Here is a 17,861-nt window from a genome sequence, read left to right as displayed (position 1 = left end):
GTTAAGTGTTTTCCTTGTTGTCTGGCTGTGGTGTGCTGCTGCTTGTTTGTGGGTGGTGGTGTGCTGTGGTTGGTGTTGTGTGAGAACTGTATAGTGGACGCGAGCATCTTATTCTATTTTTCTGCAGCATGTTGTGTGTTGTGTAGGGCGTATAGTGGATGCCTGTGGTATATCGAGCCGATGAAGGACGTGAGAGGCTGCGTTAAGCCTCGGGGAGTTGTCAGCTAAGCGTTGATCCGAGGATGTCCGAATGGGGTAACCTGGCCATCGTTATGGGTGGTGACCACGTGGTGAATGTATAGCCATGGTGGGGGTAACGCGGGGAAGTGAAACATCTTAGTACCCGTAGGAAGAGAAAACAATTTGTGATTTCGTGAGTAGTGGCGAGCGAAAGCGGATGAGGCTAAACCTGGTGTGTGTGATACGTGGCAGTGGTTGCATGCTAGGGGTTGTGGGGTTTTTTGCGTAACAGTTCTGCCAGGCTGTTGATTGTTGTGGTTGCAAGAGCGGAAGTGGTGTGGGAGCACTCGTCGTAGAAGGTGATAGCCCTGTACGTGTACTTGTGATTGTGATGGTTTGTGAATTGTCCCCGAGTAGCAGCGGGCTCGTGGAATCTGCTGTGAATCTGCCGGGACCACTCGGTAAGCCTAAATACTTGATATGACCGATAGTGGATTAAGTACCGTGAGGGAATGGTGAAAAGTACCCCGGGAGGGGAGTGAAATAGTACCTGAAACTGTGCGCTAACAATCCGTCAGAGCCTCTGTGTGGGGTGATGGCGTGCCTTTTGAAGAATGAGCCTGCGAGTCAGCGGCATGTCGCTTGGGTTAACCTTTGGTGGGTAGCCGTAGCGAAAGCGAATCCTCATGGGGTGTGTGTGGCATGTCCTGGACCCGAAGCGGAGTGATCTACCCATGGCCAGTGTGAAGCAATTGTAAGAGGTTGTGGAGGCGCGAACCCACTTAGGTTGAAAACTGAGGGGATGAGTTGTGGGTAGGGGTGAAAGGCTAATCAAACTCCGTGATAGCTGGTTCTCCCCGAAATGCATTTAGGTGCAGCGTTGTGTGTGCTTGCTGGAGGTAGAGCTACTGGTTGGTTTAGCGGGACGATCATCTTAGCGATATCAGCCAAACTCCGAATGCCGGTAAGTGTGAGCATGGCAGTGAGACTGTGGGGGATAAGCTTCATAGTCGAGAGGGAAACAGCCCAGATCGCCGGCTAAGGCCCCTAAGGGTGTGCTAAGTGGAAAAGGATGTGGGATCGCGAAGACAGCCAGGAGGTTGGCTTAGAAGCAGCCATCCTTGAAAGAGTGCGTAATAGCTCACTGGTCGAGTGGTTCTGCGCCGACAATGTAGTGGGGCTTAAGTACACCGCCGAAGCCGCGGCAAGAACACATGTTTGTGTGTTGTTGGGTAGGGGAGCGTCGTGTATGTGGTGAAGTTGCCGGGTGACCGTGTGATGGAGTGTACGCGAGTGAGAATGCAGGCATGAGTAACGATTGATAAGTGAGAATCTTATCCGCCGTATGACTAAGGGTTCCTGGGTCAAGTTCGTCTTCCCAGGGTGAGTCGGGTCCTAAGGCGAGGCCGTCAGGCGTAGTCGATGGATAACGGGTTGATATTCCCGTACCTGTATGCATGCGACCATGATGAATCAGTGATACTAACTTTCGTGCTGTTGCATTATTGTGCTGCGCATCCTTTTGTGGGTGTGTGGTTGGTGTGATGGTGTTGGGAGGGCCTGATCTGGTAGTAGTCAAGTGATGGAGTGACGTAGTAGGGTAGCTAAGCCATCTGGTGGTTATGGTGGTGTAAGCGTGTGGCCTAAAGGCTAGGGAAATCCGGTCTTTGTTTGTAAAGGTGAGGCGTGATGCGTAGCCCTTTTTGTGGGTGATGTTAGTGATCCTGTGCTACCGAGAAAAGCTTCTAGCGATGTGTGTGTACGGCCCGTACCCGAAACCGACACAGGTAGTTGGGTAGAGCATACTAAGGCGTTCGGGTGAACTGTGGTTAAGGAACTCGGCAAAATGCCCCCGTAACTTCGGGAGAAGGGGGGCCGCTGGTGGTGCCCCATGTTGTCTGTGGTGGTGCTGTTGGTGGTCGCAGAGGATAGAGGGAAGCGACTGTTTATCAAAAACACAGGTCCGTGCGAAGACGGTTAAGTTGAGGTATACGGACTGACGCCTGCCCGGTGCTGGAAGGTTAAGAGGACCTGTTAAACCTGTTGTGGGTTGAAGCGGAGAATTTAAGCCCCAGTAAACGGCGGTGGTAACTATAACCATCCTAAGGTAGCGAAATTCCTTGTCGGGTAAGTTCCGACCTGCACGAATGGCGTAACGACTTCCCTGCTGTCTCAATCACAGGCCCGGTGAAATTGCAGTACGAGTAAAGATGCTCGTTACGCGCGGCAGGACGAAAAGACCCCGGGACCTTTACTATAGCTTGGTATTGGTGTTCGGTTCGGTTTGTGTAGGATAGGTGGGAGACTGTGAGGTTATCACGCTAGTGGTAGCGGAGTCGTTGGTGAAATACCACTCTGGCCGGATTGGATGTCTTAACCTTGGCCCATGATCTGGGTTGGGGACAGTGCCTGGTGGGTAGTTTAACTGGGGCGGTTGCCTCCTAAAAGGTAACGGAGGCGCCCAAAGGTTCCCTCAGCCTGGTTGGTAATCAGGTTTTAGAGTGTAAGTGCATAAGGGGGCTTGACTGTGAGACTGACAGGTCGAGCAGGAACGAAAGTTGGGACTAGTGATCCGGCATCTCATTGTGGTTTGGGTGTCGCTCAACGGATAAAAGGTACCCCGGGGATAACAGGCTGATCTTCCCCAAGAGTCCATATCGACGGGATGGTTTGGCACCTCGATGTCGGCTCGTCGCATCCTGGGGCTGGAGTAGGTCCCAAGGGTTGGGCTGTTCGCCCATTAAAGCGGCACGCGAGCTGGGTTCAGAACGTCGTGAGACAGTTCGGTCTCTATCCGCCGCGCGCGTGGAAACTTGATGAAAGGCTGTCCCTAGTACGAGAGGACCGGGACGGACGTACCTCTGGTGTGCCAGTTATTGTGCCTATGGTATGGCTGGTTAGCTACGTGCGGGAGGGATAACCGCTGAAAGCATCTAAGCGGGAAGCCTGTTTTAAGATAAGGTTTCTTTTGAGGTTCCCTAGAGATGATGGGGTTGATAGGCCGGGGTTGTAAGCCTTGTGAGGGGTTGAGATGACCGGTACTAATAGACCGATAACACACAAAAAATGAGTGTGTGTGGTTTGAGAGTAAGTGATTGTGTTTGCGTCTGCTGTATAGTGTCTGGCATGACACTGCCACCCCGTGGGGGTGGTGGGTTGTGTTGGTGGGTGTGTTGGTGGTTGATGGTGGCAGGGTCACGCCCGGTCCCGTTCCGATCCCGGTAGCTAAGCCTGTTTACGCTGATGGTACTGCACTTGTGAGGGTGTGGGAGAGTAGGTTGCTGCCAACACGTGATAATTTGATTAATTCCCTGTGGGGTGGGGTGGTATGGTGTGATCCCGTACCACCCCCTTTTTTTTTCGTGCCCTGCGGGGGGGTAGAGGCATAGCCCGGGGATGGCGCGGGGTATGCGGGGACGATACCCGCCAACGGCTCTGTGGCAAAGCAACCACAACCGGAGAAATACATCTGGGGTTACATTTTTATAAATGGGGGTGTGTTCTCCGGACTCCGAGGGTAGCCTAGAACAGTCCGAATCATTGTCATTGATATCGAAGGGCTGACCTTTAACCGTGGAAAAGTATAATTCCCCTAATAATGGTTTTACTAAAGAGAATAAAGAATTTGCTGCACAAGCTATTAACTTACAAAAACAATATGGACACGGCGATACTGCTGTTACTGCTTTGCATAATATCAACATCGGCTTTTATCAAGGAGAATTTACGGCCATCATGGGCCCATCCGGTTCCGGAAAATCCACGTTAATGCATTGCATGGCTGGATTAGATTCGGTTACTTCTGGTCAAGCCATGATTGGTGATACAGATTTATCGAAACTGGGGGATAAGGAACTGACGGTCCTAAGAAGAGACCGCTTAGGTTTTATTTTTCAATCCTTTAACCTGGTGCCGACTTTAACTGCGGAGGAGAATATTACCTTGCCTGGTGATATTGCTTCTCGGGCAACCAATGGCGAATGGTTCGCAGAAATCACTTCCCGCCTCGGCCTTAGTGAGAGGCTGAAGCATCGGCCGTCTGAGCTTTCCGGTGGTCAACAACAGCGGGTAGCTTGTGCCCGTGCTTTAGTTTCGAAGCCAGAGATTATTTTCGGTGATGAGCCAACCGGCAACCTAGACTCCAACAGTTCGCGGGAAGTCTTAGAGATCTTGCGGACGTCGGTAGACCAAGACGGACAGACAGTGGTGATTGTTACCCATGATCCCAGAGCAGCATCGTATGCGGACCGCGTAGTTTTTCTGGCCGATGGGGAAATTGTTGATGAATTACGCGGCGGTTCGATGGATAATATTTTAGCCACCATGACTAGCCTCGAAAAGGAGGATTAATGGGTTCCCGCTCTGTGCTGTGGAAAATTAGTTTCCGTAACATCGGCGCCCATAAACTTCGGCTGGTTCTCACCGTTCTTGCGGTAGTACTAGGCACTGCGTTTATCGCTGGCGCCATGATGTTCACCCGCACGTTGTCTACCGCCTTTGACAGTACGGTAGCTTCTCAATTTGATGGCGTGGATGCTGTGCTGTCTGGGCAAGGTGGTGTGCCGCAGGAGATTCGTCAAGAATTGGCGCAGGATCCACAGGTGAAAAGTGTTGCGCTAGAAGCCTCGACCACCGTGGTTTTAGCTACTGAGGATCATCAAGCTATCCAAACTCGTGGGCAGACGGTAAGTTTGCAACCCTGGGCGGAAAGTGAAGACGTCGTCGGACTCCAGCCTCAGATTAGTAGTGGACATGCCCCGGAAAACGGAGAGCAAGCGTTGATCAACGCCAGTGCCGCTGAACATTATGGAATAAAGGTTGGGGATAGGTTGCTGGTGGTAGACCCCCAGCAACGGTATGACGTGACCATTAGTGGTGTGACGACCTTGTCTGCTGATGAGGGTGGCACGAGTGGGGTGAATCTTTGGCTCAGAGAAGCTGACTATATTCAGCGATACACCGATGGTGAGCATCTTCCTCAGTTGAAAGTGTCTGCAGCTGATGGGGTAAGCGACGTTGACCTGGTACAGCATTTGGCGTCCCGGTATCCCAACGTCAAAGTGGAGCAGGGTAGTGTCCTGGCCGAACGTGCCACTGAATCGATAACTCAAGCGTTGCAGTTTGTGAATTATTTCCTGGTGTCCTTTGGGCTGGTGGCCTTATTAGTAGGAACCTTCTTGATCGCCAACACATTCTCCATGATTGTGGCGCAGAGAATTAAAGAATTTGCCCTACTGCGAGCACTCGGTGCGACCCGACGTCAAATCACTAGATCTGTGGTGATTGAAGCAGCGATCGTCGGATTTTTTGGTTCGATCCTCGGTGTCCTCGGCGGTATTGGGTTGGTAGCGATAATCCGAGCTGTCCTTAAAGCTTATGGGATGCCGTTGCCGGGCTCTAGCCTTGGTATTACTGCGTTATCAGTTTTTGTTCCGCTGGTGATCGGGGTTGTGGTCACCATTGCCTCCGCCTGGGTGCCGGCGCGTCGAGCCGGACGGGTAGAGCCTGTGGAAGCCATGCGCGTCGCCGAACAAGAATCCGCAACCTCGTTATGGGTGCGAAGCATCATCGGTGCGGTATTGCTGATCTTCGGCATCATTATCGCTTTAGTCCCGCTCGGCATGGAAGATAGCTCCACGAAGACCCGCGCCTGGATGGTCGGAGCCGGGGCCCTATCCCTAATTCTTGGGTTTTTCCTGGCCTCCCCAGCTATTTCCCTCCCTCTTGTCCCCACATTAGGTCGAATCATTGGCGCACCCTTCGGTGCGGTAGGAAAACTGTCTGCCACCAATGCTCGACGCCACCCGCGCCGCACCGCCACCACAGCCTTTGCTCTTACCTTGGGGGTTGCTCTGGTCACCGCTATCGGAGCCTTTGGTGACACCATGAAATCCACAGTTGAGGATATGGCGAAGAGCTCCATTTCTGCGGACTTTGTGCTTTCTGGTCCGCAGCAAGGTAATTTCCCGGTGCCCCAAGGGGTGAGCGAGGACATTAAGAAAATCGACGAGATTGATAGTGTGACCACGCTGTCTGCGGTCCCGCTGCGAGTCGCTGGAGTAAGCAGCCACCCCATGGGGTTAAGCTACGTCATCAGCGGCAATCCCGGAAAGCTTTTTGAATTGTCCATCGAAGATGGAGTCGCTGATTCCGGCGATCAACCCGGAGTACTAATTGACCAAGATCTTGCACATCAACAGGGATGGAAAGTAGGCGACAAACTTCCGATCACCACCGGTGTGCCACCCATGTGGATGGCGTCGGCTAACCCGACGGCAGCAGGACAGATAGTAGGCGAAGTCCCCATAATCGGGATCTATCAGCCAACGACGCTACTAAAGGGGCCGGTGCTGAATCGAGCCTCCGTGGCTGGAATTATTTCTGATCAGAGTATGCAGGTGCAGATGGTCGGAGTGACTGCCCAACCTGGAGTAAAGCATGAGGACTTGCGCCAGAAATTGGAAGACACGGTAGCTGACTACCTGGTAGTTCAGGTGATGGATCGTGACGATATGGCAGATGTCAGCGCGAAATCTATCGATCAAATGCTGAATATTTTGTATGGGTTATTGGCTCTAGCAGTAGTGATAGCCATTTTGGGCATTGTGAATACCTTGACGCTTAATGTGATTGAGCGTCGTAGGGAGATCGGTATGCTCAGGGCAGTAGGTATGAAGCGCCCGCAGGTGCGTCGGATGATTACCCTTGAGGCTGTTCAAATCGCGATTTTCGGCGCAGTCTCGGGCATCCTCATCGGCGCTTTCTTAAGCTGGTGTTTCTTGAAAATCATGGCTGGGGAAGGCCTCGATACTATTTCCTTCCCCGTCTGGGAAATCCTGGTGATGCTGGTGGCTTCTGCTGTTGTGGGAGTAGCCGCAGCCATATGGCCAGCACGTCGCGCGGCGTCCACCCCACCGCTAGAGGCCGTGGCGGAGTAGTACTAGCTGAGGTGTATCCCGACGAGCATCAACCCCATCCCCCCCATTACGCTGGCTAGTAGATGGACAGCGAGGTGGGGGTATTTTCGGTGCTGCCATAGTTGTCCTAACTCGGCGGCCAGAGTTGACCACGTGGATAACGCCCCGGCAATGCCCGTTCCTAGGGTGACAAAAAGAAAGCTCGACGTCGGCTTGGTGCTGGCCCAGCCCAGGAGTGCACACGCCGCCATATTGGCGATAAAGGTGCCTAGGTATCCGCCCGGATATTTTTTCAACAGCCATCGCACTATTCCACCAAGAGCCCCGCCGATGGCGACGCAGATAATCGCGAGGGTACTAATCATCGTGTTTTCTCCCCTAGTAGCCAGGAGCACATACAACCGAGGATGGTAATGAGCATCCACCATAATCCGTGATCGTTTTGGTACAGCAAAATGAAGGCGGAGAAACTGGTGAAACCACCCAAAAACCCGGTCCCCAAAAAGGGGCCGGGTTGGAATCTCCCCATGGCCCAGGAGCCGAGGCAGTTAATGAGCACGAGGGTGAGAGCGGAGGCTGGGAAGAGCGCGGTGAGAAGAAACCGGGCGATCGCGCCGAGACTAGCACCCAGTGATACTAAGAATCCTTCACGAATCACCAGGTTAGATTACACGGTGAGGTTTATTTCCAATCAGTGCCCTGTTCTTGTAGGAATTGTTGAACCTCCGTGGCGCTTGCCCGCAGCATAGGATCGAACTTCAGGTAGGCACGAGTTTCTCGGACAATGAGGCCAGAAAGAATAAGGATACCGATGAGGTTGGGGAGTGCCATAAGACCATTAGCGAGGTCCGAGAACGTCCAAGCAAGCTCAAGTTCGCTGGTGGCTCCGACAAAAACCATGATGGTGAAAATCATGCGGTAGGGGAGGGAGCCGCGTCGGCCGATGAGGGATTCAACGCAGCGCTCACCGTAGTAGGACCATCCTAGGATGGTAGAGAACGCGAAGAATACCACCGAGATGGAGACGATGGTTCCGCCGTATTGACCGGGGAGGACGGTAGAAAAGGCGGTAGCTGTCATCGTGCCCGCAGTATCTGATCCTTGGTCCCAGACGCCGGAAGCGATCACCACTAAACCGGTGATGGTTACCACAATGATGGTGTCGATAAAGGTCTGCGTCATGGAAACGAGCCCTTGCCGAACAGGGTGGCTGGTTTTTGCCGCAGCAGCGGCGATGGCTGCTGATCCCATACCGGATTCATTCGAGAAAATCCCTCGGGCTACACCGTATTGGATAGCCATGGCTAAAGATGAGCCAACGAAGCCACCAGCAGCAGCTGTGCCGGTGAAAGCGTCAGTGAAGATGAGAGCCATGGTGCTGGGGAGCTTATCAATCATGAGGGCAAGGACAACGAGGCCGCCGACTACGTAAATCAGAATCATCATGGGAACGAAAGCTGCAGTGATTCGACCGATGGCTTGGATCCCGCCGAGGAGAACTGCACCGACAGCGACAAACATCACGACCCCGGAAATCCACGGGTCAACGCCAAAGGTGTCGTGGATGCCTGCGGCTACGGCGTTTGCCTGGGTGAGGTTGCCGATGCCGAAGGAGGCGATGATGGCAAATACAGCAAAAGAAAAAGCGAGGATTTTCCCGATGGGGCCGTTGATGCCTCGGCGCAAATAGTATTGCGGGCCGCCTGATTGTTCACCGGCGGCATCAGTGGTACGGAAGCGCACACCCAAGAAGGCTTCTGAATATTTAGAGACCATGCCTACGACGCCGGTTACCCAGATCCAAAAAAGGGCACCCGGTCCACCTAGTGAAATAGCGGTAGCAACTCCGACGATATTGCCCACTCCGACGGTGGCGGCCAGAGCAGTGGTAAGGGCCTGATAGTTAGAAATATCTCCGGCGCCACCGTGATCATTGCGATCAATTAAGCCGTGCCGAAGAGCGCGACCCAACATACGTACTTGCAGACCGGTGAGCCGGAACGTCATATATAGGCCGGTACCTAAAAGCAGGGGAATAAGGAGGAAAGGACCCCAGACAAACCCGCCAAGTGTAGATAAGAAATCATTGAGAGCTTCCATGGCATAAAACTACTTTTGGATAGATATTTGGTAAAGCCCAACAAAGAAAACCCATAATGTGAGCCACATCATTGCCCCCGCACGGGGGTAAGTTCTCTTCTATCCTGGGGTTGGCGCTGGGCTTGGGAGGTTCCTCGGCTGCGGGAGCAGCTGAGAAGGAGGAAGATGGATAAGGAATATCTTTATAGTTTTTCGACTCGAACCTTTCGAAGGAGCCTCCATCCATGGCACATGAGCGCGCCGGCCAAGTAGCACTGCCTGAAGACCTTATTGATATAGCCGAGCTAGTCACCGCATACTTCACCCGCACCCCTGATCCGGATAACCCGGATCAGCAAGTCAGTTTCGGGACATCTGGGCACCGGGGTTCTGCCTTAGACACCGCCTTTAACGAGGCTCATATTCTGGCGACTACCCAGGCGATCGTTGAGTTGCGTCAACAGCGTGGTATTCAAGGCCCGATATTTATTGGTCGAGACACCCATGCGCTAAGTGAACCAGCCATGATCTCTGCCCTGGAAGTGCTCCTCGCTAATGATGTTGAGGTGTTAGTGGACGCAGCTGGCCGCTACACTCCTACGCCGGCGGTTTCTCGTGCTATTTTGTCCCATAATGCAGCTTTAGACGGTGGGGTTACCGGAACAGACCCGCGCCGGGCTGACGGAATTGTTATTACCCCTTCACACAACCCGCCTCGGGACGGCGGATTTAAATACAATCCACCCAGCGGGGGACCAGCTGCTGCGGAAGATACTGATCGGATTGCAGCGAGAGCTAATGAATTGCTGCGCGAGGGATTGGCAGGGGTGCGTCGAACCCCAGTCAGCGGAGTGCTTGATGACCGAGCGCGCAAATTTGATTTCTTGCAGAACTACGTTGCCGATCTACCGTCGGTCATCGACATTGCAGCTATCCGAGAATCTGGGCTGCATATTGGTGCTGATCCGATGGGAGGCGCCTCAGTGGACTATTGGGGAGCTATTGCCGAAACCCACCAGCTGAACCTTGATGTAGTAAACCCGCATGTGGATGCTACCTGGCGGTTTATGACCCTGGATTCAGACGGGGCCATCCGGATGGATTGTTCTTCCCGCTATTCCATGGCGTCACTCGTAGCTAATCGGGACAAGTATGACATTGCTACCGGTAACGATGCCGACGCTGATCGCCACGGCATAGTCACCCCCGATGCTGGATTGATGAATCCCAACCACTACCTCGCAGTCGCCATCGACTACCTTTACCGCAATCGTTCTCGCTGGCCGGAGCACACCGCGGTAGGTAAAACTCTGGTCTCCTCCTCCATGATTGACCGAGTGGTAGCAGATCTTGGCCGAAACCTGGTTGAGGTTCCGGTGGGATTTAAGTGGTTCGTGCCCGGACTCATAGATGGTGGAATTGGCTTCGGCGGAGAAGAATCCGCCGGCGCGAGCTTCCTGCGCCATGACGGAACGGTGTGGTCAACTGATAAAGATGGTCTCATCCTGGATCTACTCGCTGCAGAAATTACTGCTGTGACGGAGAAAACACCCTCTCAGCGTTATGCAGAATTAGCTGAGAAATTTGGTGCACCGGCGTACGCTCGCACCGACGCCCCGGCTAACCGAGAGCAAAAAGCTATCCTCAAGGCGCTTAGCCCAGAACAAGTCAAGGCGGAGACTTTGGCTGGGGAGCAGATTACCCAACGACTGACTGAAGCCCCAGGAAACGGGGCTGCGATTGGCGGTTTGAAGGTCACTACTGAAAATGCCTGGTTTGCGGCCCGGCCCAGCGGAACGGAAGACAAATACAAAATCTATGCTGAGTCATTCAAAGGCGAAGACCACCTCAAGCAAGTCCAAGAAGAAGCAAAAGCACTGGTCAAGGAAGTTCTTGAAGGTTGATTTTGGGGGCGCTACTGTCAATCTGAACCCTGGCTCTTACCAAGTTGGGGTTCAGGTGAGAAAACCCTATGCCCGAAGGAATGAGAAATTAGGGAGTGCTTGACGCCTGGATTGCCCCGGGGCACCTTGCTGCCGAAGTCGAAGCGGTGCACTAAAGTCGGGGGAGTAAAACACGTCAACAACCTTAAAGGTGAACAATGAGCAACCGGGTTAAGTCCCCGACGCAGGGGGGCGGAGCCGGATTCATCTGGGGAATCCTGGCTATTGTGGTGATTGCAGCCGTCGTGATCGGCTACATCGTGGTGAAAGGGAGAAAGGGCGACGAGGATCTAGGCGTCGACATCTCTCCACCTCAACAGGTAGCGTTTACCGTTGAACACACCGGTGACACCATCACTCTGAAATCCGATAAAGCTACTGACCAGACGAAGAAGCTCGAACTCTATGAGGATTTCTCATGCCCGCACTGCGGTGAGCTATCGGTAGCTTCCGACGCTGACCTGCGCAGAGTGGTGGAGTCTGGGGAGGCTGTGCTCATCATTCATCCCCTACATTTCCTAGATAACAACAACACTGATGGGCACTCCCACCACGCTCTTGCCGCCATTTTGGCGGTTGCTGATAGCGGCGATGCCACTGCATATTGGGGGTATCACACCCTGCTCATGGAGCACATGCAGCAAATCTACAACCAGTGGGATGATGCGAAATTCGCAGCTGCGGCAGAGCAAATAGGTGTTTCCTCTGATGTTGCATCCGAAATTAAAGACGGGCAATACCTGCAAGAAGCTGATGATATAGGTCAGAATAATAAGGACAAACTGGAGAAAGACACCGGAACAGTGTCCTCGCCACGAATCTTTGTCAATGGTAAAGAGTTTGACCTGCAAAAGCATGGGACGCTTCAGGGCTGGGTGGACGCCGCGTTGAAGTCCTAGGCTAGGTTCTCAAGGCCAAAAGTGTGACCTGCTGATTTGTTGCCTACCCCTTCGGGGGTGTAGGGTTGCAAAGGTCCACAACGGGGCTATGGCGCAGCTGGTAGCGCACCACACTGGCAGTGTGGGGGTCACGGGTTCGAGTCCCGTTAGCTCCACGGTGAATCACCAATAAACGGTGGTGACCATAACTTAATATCGCACACCTAGGGGCTATGGCGCAGCTGGTAGCGCACCACACTGGCAGTGTGGGGGTCACGGGTTCGAGTCCCGTTAGCTCCACTTACTTACACAGTCATTCTGTCTCGGAACCTAGCTTGGCTGGGCGGAGTTGCGAGATGGACTTTTTGTATTCCCTGCGCATGGAGCCTGGTTTAGCTGATAGATCAGGCTGTTCTGGGCGTCAGGTTTGTCACTAATATGATCTTCCTATCTAGGAGTAGGGTTAGTTCTTCTAGTCTGACTTGTCGAACCAGTTCGCAGGTGATTCAGCCACTAAGTCAAACCATATTATGTACATCAACTGTCTGCCGTGCACACAGTAAAAATATTTGAAGTCAAACAAGTCGGCTATGGGGGTTAAAGTGCTGATCAACAAGTAATTTCAAATGCCCGGTAAATCTCTCTATTTTATCAGGATGATGGATTGTGAGGGGCGATCCCGGACCCGGCGATCGTAAGACTTAATTCTTTATTGTGCTCGTTGAACCTTCTAGTGATCGGTGAGGTGCAGGGTTCGAAAAGTAATCTGTACATAAGCTATTTGGCCTTGCGGACTGTGATTTGACTGAATTGATTACAAGTGCCAACTACGGGCTTTACTTACCTCCAAGGCTTGGATTCGTAGGCGATTGACGTGGTAGGTCCTCTTCGTTGGTCACTGTCCACAATTGCCAAAGCAAGAAATTTGATCTCTATAGACGATCAACCACAAAATCTGGTAAACCCCGGAGTCAAATGAGATGTTGCGGGAAAGTAATACTTCAAGTCATATCTATTCATTATTGTTTTGACACGGTAATTTCCTGAGCAATATACTTTTGCCAGACAAGTGATATAACTTACAGTCTGGAAGGGAGTATGTGCTGTGGGTTCTAAACGATCAACGCGTTGTATGCTCATGCGAGGGGGAACTAGCAAAGGGGTTTTCTTTCTAGAAGATGATCTTCCTAAGGACCGGGACAGTAGAGATCGGTTTCTTTTGAGAGTGATGGGGAGTCCTGACTCAAAGCAGATTGATGGGCTGGGTGGGGCCACCTCAGTGACCTCAAAGGTGGCAATTATCGGTGTTTCCCGCCGACCAGATGCAGATATTGATTACACATTTGCGCAAGTCTCGGTCGATAAGCCATTAGTGAGCTATAAGGGTAACTGTGGTAACATCTCGTCGGCTGTAGGACCTTTTGCGATCGAACGTCGCTTGGTGGCAATTGAAGAACCAGTAACAACTGTTCGTATCTACAACACAAACACTGACAAAATAATTGAGGCTGAAGTCCAAACATCGGGTGGGCACGTTAAATATGACGGGGATTATGAAATTGGGGGAGTGCCAGGATCTGGATCACCTATAAAACTAAAATTTGTAGATCCTTCGGGGACAATTTCACCAAGGCTGTTAACTACCGGAAATGCCGTTGACGAAATACAAATTCCTGGGATGTCTTCAATCCGAATGTCTCTAGTAGATGCGGCAAATCCTTTGGTATTCGTTTCAAGCAAGGATGTAGGGCTAAAAGGGACTGAACTTCCCTCGGAAATCGATCAGAACCCCGAGGTGCTCAAAAAGCTAGAGACCGTGCGAGGAATGGCGGCAGTCAGGCTAGGGCTAATTGATGACTACCAGACCTCAGCATGGGAATGTCCTGGACTGCCAAAAATGACCTTAGTTTCTCCTCCACAGGATTATGTGACAAGTAATGGCCGGCACGTAAAAGCCGGTGAGGTCGACATCGTGGCTCGAATGATGTCTATGCAAAAGGCTCATCCCTCATATGCCATGACAGGGGCTATGTGTACTGCAGCAGCTGCAGCTGTTCCGGGAAGTATTGTGGCAAAAGCTATGAGGGATAGTGTCAATTTGAAGAAGATCAGAATTGGCCATCCCGGCGGGATATTAGAAGTAGGGGTGGAATATGAGTCGGGTGAATCTGAGCCGAATATCTTAGGGACATTTGGTTATAGAACCGCGAATCTACTTTTAGATGGTAATGCATTCTGCCGCGTTTAAATTGTCTGAGCTTAATGGTTAAGAAAGGCTTCTGAAATGGCAGTTGCATCTCTCTGTGTGCTAGCAATAGTTGTAGCAATAGGATTTATTAAAAAAGTTAATATAGGTTTTTTGGCTCTAGGGGCAGCGGTACTCCTTGGAATGATAGGCGGGATGGCTCCTAAGGAAATAGTAGCAGGTTTCGACCGATCGCTATTCGTCACTTTGGTAGGCGTAACTTTTCTCTTTGGAATGGCCTCAATAAATGGAACTCTAGAATTGCTCTCAAAAAAAATTGTAGCCTTAGTTGGTCGACATACATTTTTGATTCCTATTCTAATGTTTGTGCTCTCTGCCGCTATCTCTGCGGCGGGTCCAGGTCATATCGCTGCGGGAATATTGATGACGACGTTTGCTATATATCTAGCGTTGGAGATGAATATTAATCCCTTTTCCACAGCGTTATTTGCAAAGCTGGGCGCCAATGCTGGATGTGCTTCGCCGATATCATTAACGGGAGTTTTGGCTGCTAGCTTGTCTGAGCCCTTAGGGTATAGTGATTTTGGATTACATTTATTTTTAACAACCTTACTCTCTGGGTTTGTTTTTACTCTAGTTGTATATTTTCTTTACAAGGCATATAATGTAAAAGCTGAGAATCCGATGAAACTATCTGAGCTGCCTAGGTTTAATAGAAAACAACTTTTTACCCTCTTGGTTATGGCTGTGTTGGTAGTTCTTTGTATCGGTTTTCAAATGGATGTTGGTACAATCTCCTTTGTCGGCGCTGCCTTATTGGTTATTACAAAGTGTGTCGATGAGAAAAAGGGAATCCAGAATATTCCTTGGGGCACTTTGATGATGATTACTGGAGTTGGTGTCTTGGTGCACGTTATGGATACGTTGGGTGGAATTTCTATGATTTCTAGCTTCCTAGAAAGTCTAATGAACCAGTCCACCGCCGTGCCGATCATTGCTGCTACTTCAGGAATTTTGTCATGGGTCAGTTCAACAACCGGTGTAGTTATGCCAACCCTTTTTCCTGTAGCTGCAGATATTACAGCAAATACCGGTGTTGATTATGTTGAGCTTATATCGGCTATTACTGCGACATCGTTCGCGGCAGCGATAAGTCCCTTATCTACCGGTGGTGCAATTATTTTGTCGGCGTACACGAGCGCGAAGGGTTTAACTATTCAACAGCAAAACACTATGTTCAAGAATCTGTTTTTACTCTCTGTGGCAAACGTGGTGATTAATATTATCATGGCGGCTCTTGGAGTATTTAGTCTAGGCGGTATAATTTAGGCGAAGTTTGCAGAAGCTAGATCATGCGGGAATAGTTAAAGTCCATTTCATATCAGTCTTCAAATTGTTAAACCTGAATTGATGCACCTTCTTTGGATTGTGGCATTCTCCGCCTAGTATGGTCAGGTGCACCTTTGGCGCTGCTTTTACGCGAAATACGGTGAGGCTTGCTGCGGAATGTTCTCACGAGCCCTATTGGTGAAAAGCGACGCTATCACATAAGATGAACATGTTCAGTGAACATGTTCAGGAGTTGTGGATGGTTAGCACTAGAGCTGAGGCGCGGGAGGCAACCCGTCGAGCTGTTCTTGACGCAGCAAGCCAGCTGTTCGATGCACGCGGGTTTCATGCAACAACCATTAGGGATATAGCCCACAAAGCCGGAGTCAGCGTTGGCACAGTGATGGCTGCCGGTGATAAGGAAGCGCTGCTGGTAGAGCTATTTGACGGGCTCATCGAGGAGCGGCAGCAGGAAATCGACGCCCAGCCTCCCCATGCTAACTCCCGGCGCGTCGCAGACATAGTCGCTGTAGTGGCGCCATTTGTTGACCTTTTTGAGGAACGACGACAACTAGCGCAGACCTATGCTTCGATTCTTGTGGGTGGGAGGCATTCCTCTGTTGTTTTTACTGATCTTGCACGTCGACTAATTGAGGTTTTTAAACAGATACTTACAGCCGGCGGGTGGTTTACCCCCAGTGACGCTTCTCAACGGGCGCAAGCCCTCCACGCGGCCTATGTCGGGAGTTTATTCATGTGGGCTGCTACCCCGGAAAGATCAGCCGCGGATTTTATAGACCAGCTCTATAAGGTCTTCGCTGCTATTTGTTCTTATGAAGGAGAGTGACAATGATTTTACTTCCCTCGTGGTGGGTGCTACCGGTTCTACTGGCGCTCGTCCTTTTAGTCGATGTGGCGTTATCAGTGAAGCCGGTGGGCTTTATCCGCGATTGCCTTCACAGTGTTCATTTCCCAGAGAATTGGTGGTGGGTCCTCCTTGTGGTTAAGACTCTTGCTGCCATCGGCCTTATCGCTGGGATATGGATTCCGGGGGTAGCCTTCGCGGCCAACAGCGGGGTCGTCGGCTATTTTATCTGCGCTGCGGTGGCCCACCTTCGAGCCAAAGCGACCGGTGCTGCATTCTGGCTAAATTGTGTGGGAATGCTGGTGTTGTCTTGTGCAATTTTGGCACTGAGTTTTCGTTAACCTGCTATAGCAAAGGCCATTGCCCCTACGGGAAGATGAATTTCCCGGGGTGGACGAGACTGTTAACTCTTCCTTCTCCTTGCTGGATAGAAGTGTATTTGCGCAAAATCCTTCGTCGTCGCAATGGGGGCCTGTGCTGGGGAGAATTGCCCTGGGTTTCTTGGCGCAGGGTGGGTTACACTCGTGACATGCACCGTGAACGTGACTTGAATAAGCTTTTAGAGCAACGTGAGCAAGTAGTAGCTGGAACTTTTCAGCCTACGTATCAATCTGGCCCTCGTTTGGTTATCGGTGGGGAGCTAGCACGGGCAGAAGCTAGAAATGATTTAGAGCTCAAAGAAGCGAAGCTGGCAGAAAACACTCAGGCGCTCTTAGATACTGCAGACGAAGTGAGCAAGTTACCCTCACTACAGGAGCATCCTAAGCCGATTGTCCCAACCATCGCGTGGGCTGTGATCGGCCTAGTCGGGGTACTCGTGGGAATCATGATGATTTCTGGCGCAACGTCAATCTTCTAGGCTCATGGCTTTAAGGAAACGTCAATGGCTAAGAGCAATAGTGGTAGCGGTTGCCTAATATTCGGGATCTTTGTCCTGGTCTGTGTCCCCATAGTTTTTTCAGTTCTGGGTTTTCTTTTCGGCACCGCCCTAGCGGTGGGGGCGGCGGGATATTCCGCGTGGCGGATCTACAATCTATGGCAAAACTATCTCAAGGCGCGTGACGGTAATGCCTTAAGAACCCAATTTGGAGAAGTCCTCAGAGAGCAGCAACGACGCTCGCAACAGGCACTACGTAAAGCAATGGACCAATGGCAAGTTATTCAGGACAGCAGAGGTGTTGGAACCCAGCTAGAGCAGGCTTTTTATTCAGGTCAGGTGGACCCGGAATCCCGGCAATTAGTAACAGAGATCAATAAAATACTGATTGATGCGGAAAATCTTCAAAGCAAAATAGCGGTGCCACTATCTCAGGTGGGTGCAGTACAACGCCTTTACGAGCTTCACCAGGCGGATCAATTGACGCTGCGTCTGGATCATTATCGTCGCCAAATCAATGGGGAATTCTAAACTGTAAATACTGTCCCCCCGGATGGGAGGAATAGGACCTTTCCCACTGCCCAGCT

13 protein-coding genes, 2 tRNA genes and 2 rRNA genes are annotated in these 17,861 nt (G+C 51.4%); 14 read left to right on the top strand and 3 right to left on the bottom strand.

The window, feature by feature from the left end; all coding sequences use genetic code 11:
- Positions 1 to 131 precede the first annotated feature (131 nt).
- From GP475_RS10005 to GP475_RS09990, 4 genes are all read left to right on the top strand, one after another.
- Positions 132 to 3,245, top strand: a 23S ribosomal RNA gene (locus tag GP475_RS10005).
- 107 nt (positions 3,246 to 3,352) lie between these two features.
- Positions 3,353 to 3,470, top strand: a 5S ribosomal RNA gene (gene rrf, locus GP475_RS10000).
- A 283-nt stretch (positions 3,471 to 3,753) separates the two neighbouring features.
- Positions 3,754 to 4,530: an ABC transporter ATP-binding protein gene (locus GP475_RS09995; protein WP_187974234.1), complete on the top strand. Its 777-nt coding sequence runs from the start codon at positions 3,754 to 3,756 to the stop codon at positions 4,528 to 4,530.
- On the top strand, positions 4,530 to 7,118 hold the full coding sequence (locus GP475_RS09990; RefSeq protein WP_187974233.1) for an ABC transporter permease: 2,589 nt from the start codon (positions 4,530 to 4,532) through the stop codon (positions 7,116 to 7,118). Before GP475_RS09995 ends, GP475_RS09990 begins: the two co-directional genes overlap by 1 nt.
- A gap of 2 nt (positions 7,119 to 7,120) precedes the next feature.
- Here GP475_RS09990 and GP475_RS09985 read toward each other — a convergent pair whose 3' ends face one another.
- From GP475_RS09985 to GP475_RS09975, 3 genes are read right to left on the bottom strand one after another with little or no spacing between them, the layout of a single operon-like run.
- Entirely contained in the window at positions 7,121 to 7,462 is a 342-nt protein-coding gene (locus GP475_RS09985) for a FluC/FEX family fluoride channel (protein WP_187974232.1), read from the bottom strand.
- Positions 7,459 to 7,752 carry a fluoride efflux transporter family protein gene (locus GP475_RS09980; RefSeq protein ID WP_187975907.1) on the bottom strand — a complete coding sequence of 98 codons (294 nt, stop codon included), beginning with the start codon at positions 7,750 to 7,752 and terminating at the stop codon, positions 7,459 to 7,461. The genes GP475_RS09985 and GP475_RS09980 overlap by 4 nt, the downstream gene beginning before the upstream one ends.
- A gap of 26 nt (positions 7,753 to 7,778) precedes the next feature.
- Positions 7,779 to 9,197 carry an alanine/glycine:cation symporter family protein gene (locus tag GP475_RS09975; RefSeq protein WP_187974231.1) on the bottom strand — a complete coding sequence of 473 codons (1,419 nt, stop codon included), beginning with the start codon at positions 9,195 to 9,197 and terminating at the stop codon, positions 7,779 to 7,781.
- 224 nt (positions 9,198 to 9,421) lie between these two features.
- On the opposite strand from GP475_RS09975, the gene pgm reads away from it, so the two are divergent.
- The 10 genes from pgm to GP475_RS09925 all read left to right on the top strand — a co-directional run bounded on the left by pgm (position 9,422) and on the right by GP475_RS09925 (position 17,805).
- Positions 9,422 to 11,080, top strand: coding sequence for a phosphoglucomutase (alpha-D-glucose-1,6-bisphosphate-dependent) (pgm, locus tag GP475_RS09970; protein WP_187974230.1), 1,659 nt, complete (start codon positions 9,422 to 9,424; stop codon positions 11,078 to 11,080).
- Positions 11,081 to 11,277: 197 nt separating this feature from the next.
- Positions 11,278 to 12,018: a DsbA family protein gene (locus GP475_RS09965; RefSeq protein ID WP_187974229.1), complete on the top strand. Its 741-nt coding sequence runs from the start codon at positions 11,278 to 11,280 to the stop codon at positions 12,016 to 12,018.
- Between the two features lie 82 nt (positions 12,019 to 12,100).
- Positions 12,101 to 12,173, top strand: a tRNA-Ala gene (locus GP475_RS09960).
- Positions 12,174 to 12,224: 51 nt separating this feature from the next.
- Positions 12,225 to 12,297, top strand: a tRNA-Ala gene (locus GP475_RS09955).
- 832 nt (positions 12,298 to 13,129) lie between these two features.
- Complete coding sequence (locus tag GP475_RS09950) at positions 13,130 to 14,245, top strand: 2-methylaconitate cis-trans isomerase PrpF family protein (protein WP_316932490.1); 1,116 nt, start codon at positions 13,130 to 13,132, stop codon at positions 14,243 to 14,245.
- 36 nt (positions 14,246 to 14,281) lie between these two features.
- Positions 14,282 to 15,532 (top strand): ArsB/NhaD family transporter, encoded by a 1,251-nt coding sequence (locus GP475_RS09945; protein ID WP_187974228.1) that lies wholly within the window; start codon positions 14,282 to 14,284, stop codon positions 15,530 to 15,532.
- Positions 15,533 to 15,791: 259 nt separating this feature from the next.
- Entirely contained in the window at positions 15,792 to 16,379 is a 588-nt protein-coding gene (locus GP475_RS09940; protein ID WP_187974227.1) for a TetR/AcrR family transcriptional regulator, read from the top strand.
- A 2-nt stretch (positions 16,380 to 16,381) separates the two neighbouring features.
- Positions 16,382 to 16,738, top strand: coding sequence for a DoxX family protein (locus tag GP475_RS09935; protein WP_187974226.1), 357 nt, complete (start codon positions 16,382 to 16,384; stop codon positions 16,736 to 16,738).
- A 188-nt stretch (positions 16,739 to 16,926) separates the two neighbouring features.
- Complete coding sequence (locus GP475_RS09930; RefSeq protein WP_187974225.1) at positions 16,927 to 17,256, top strand: hypothetical protein; 330 nt, start codon at positions 16,927 to 16,929, stop codon at positions 17,254 to 17,256.
- 24 nt (positions 17,257 to 17,280) lie between these two features.
- Positions 17,281 to 17,805: a hypothetical protein gene (locus GP475_RS09925; RefSeq protein ID WP_187974224.1), complete on the top strand. Its 525-nt coding sequence runs from the start codon at positions 17,281 to 17,283 to the stop codon at positions 17,803 to 17,805.
- Positions 17,806 to 17,861: the final 56 nt, after the last annotated feature.

The organism is Corynebacterium poyangense (genome assembly GCF_014522205.1).
Taxonomy (GTDB): domain Bacteria; phylum Actinomycetota; class Actinomycetes; order Mycobacteriales; family Mycobacteriaceae; genus Corynebacterium; species Corynebacterium poyangense.
The sequence above is the reverse complement of the archived record's forward strand: the minus strand, read 5'-3'. Positions and strand labels throughout refer to the sequence as shown.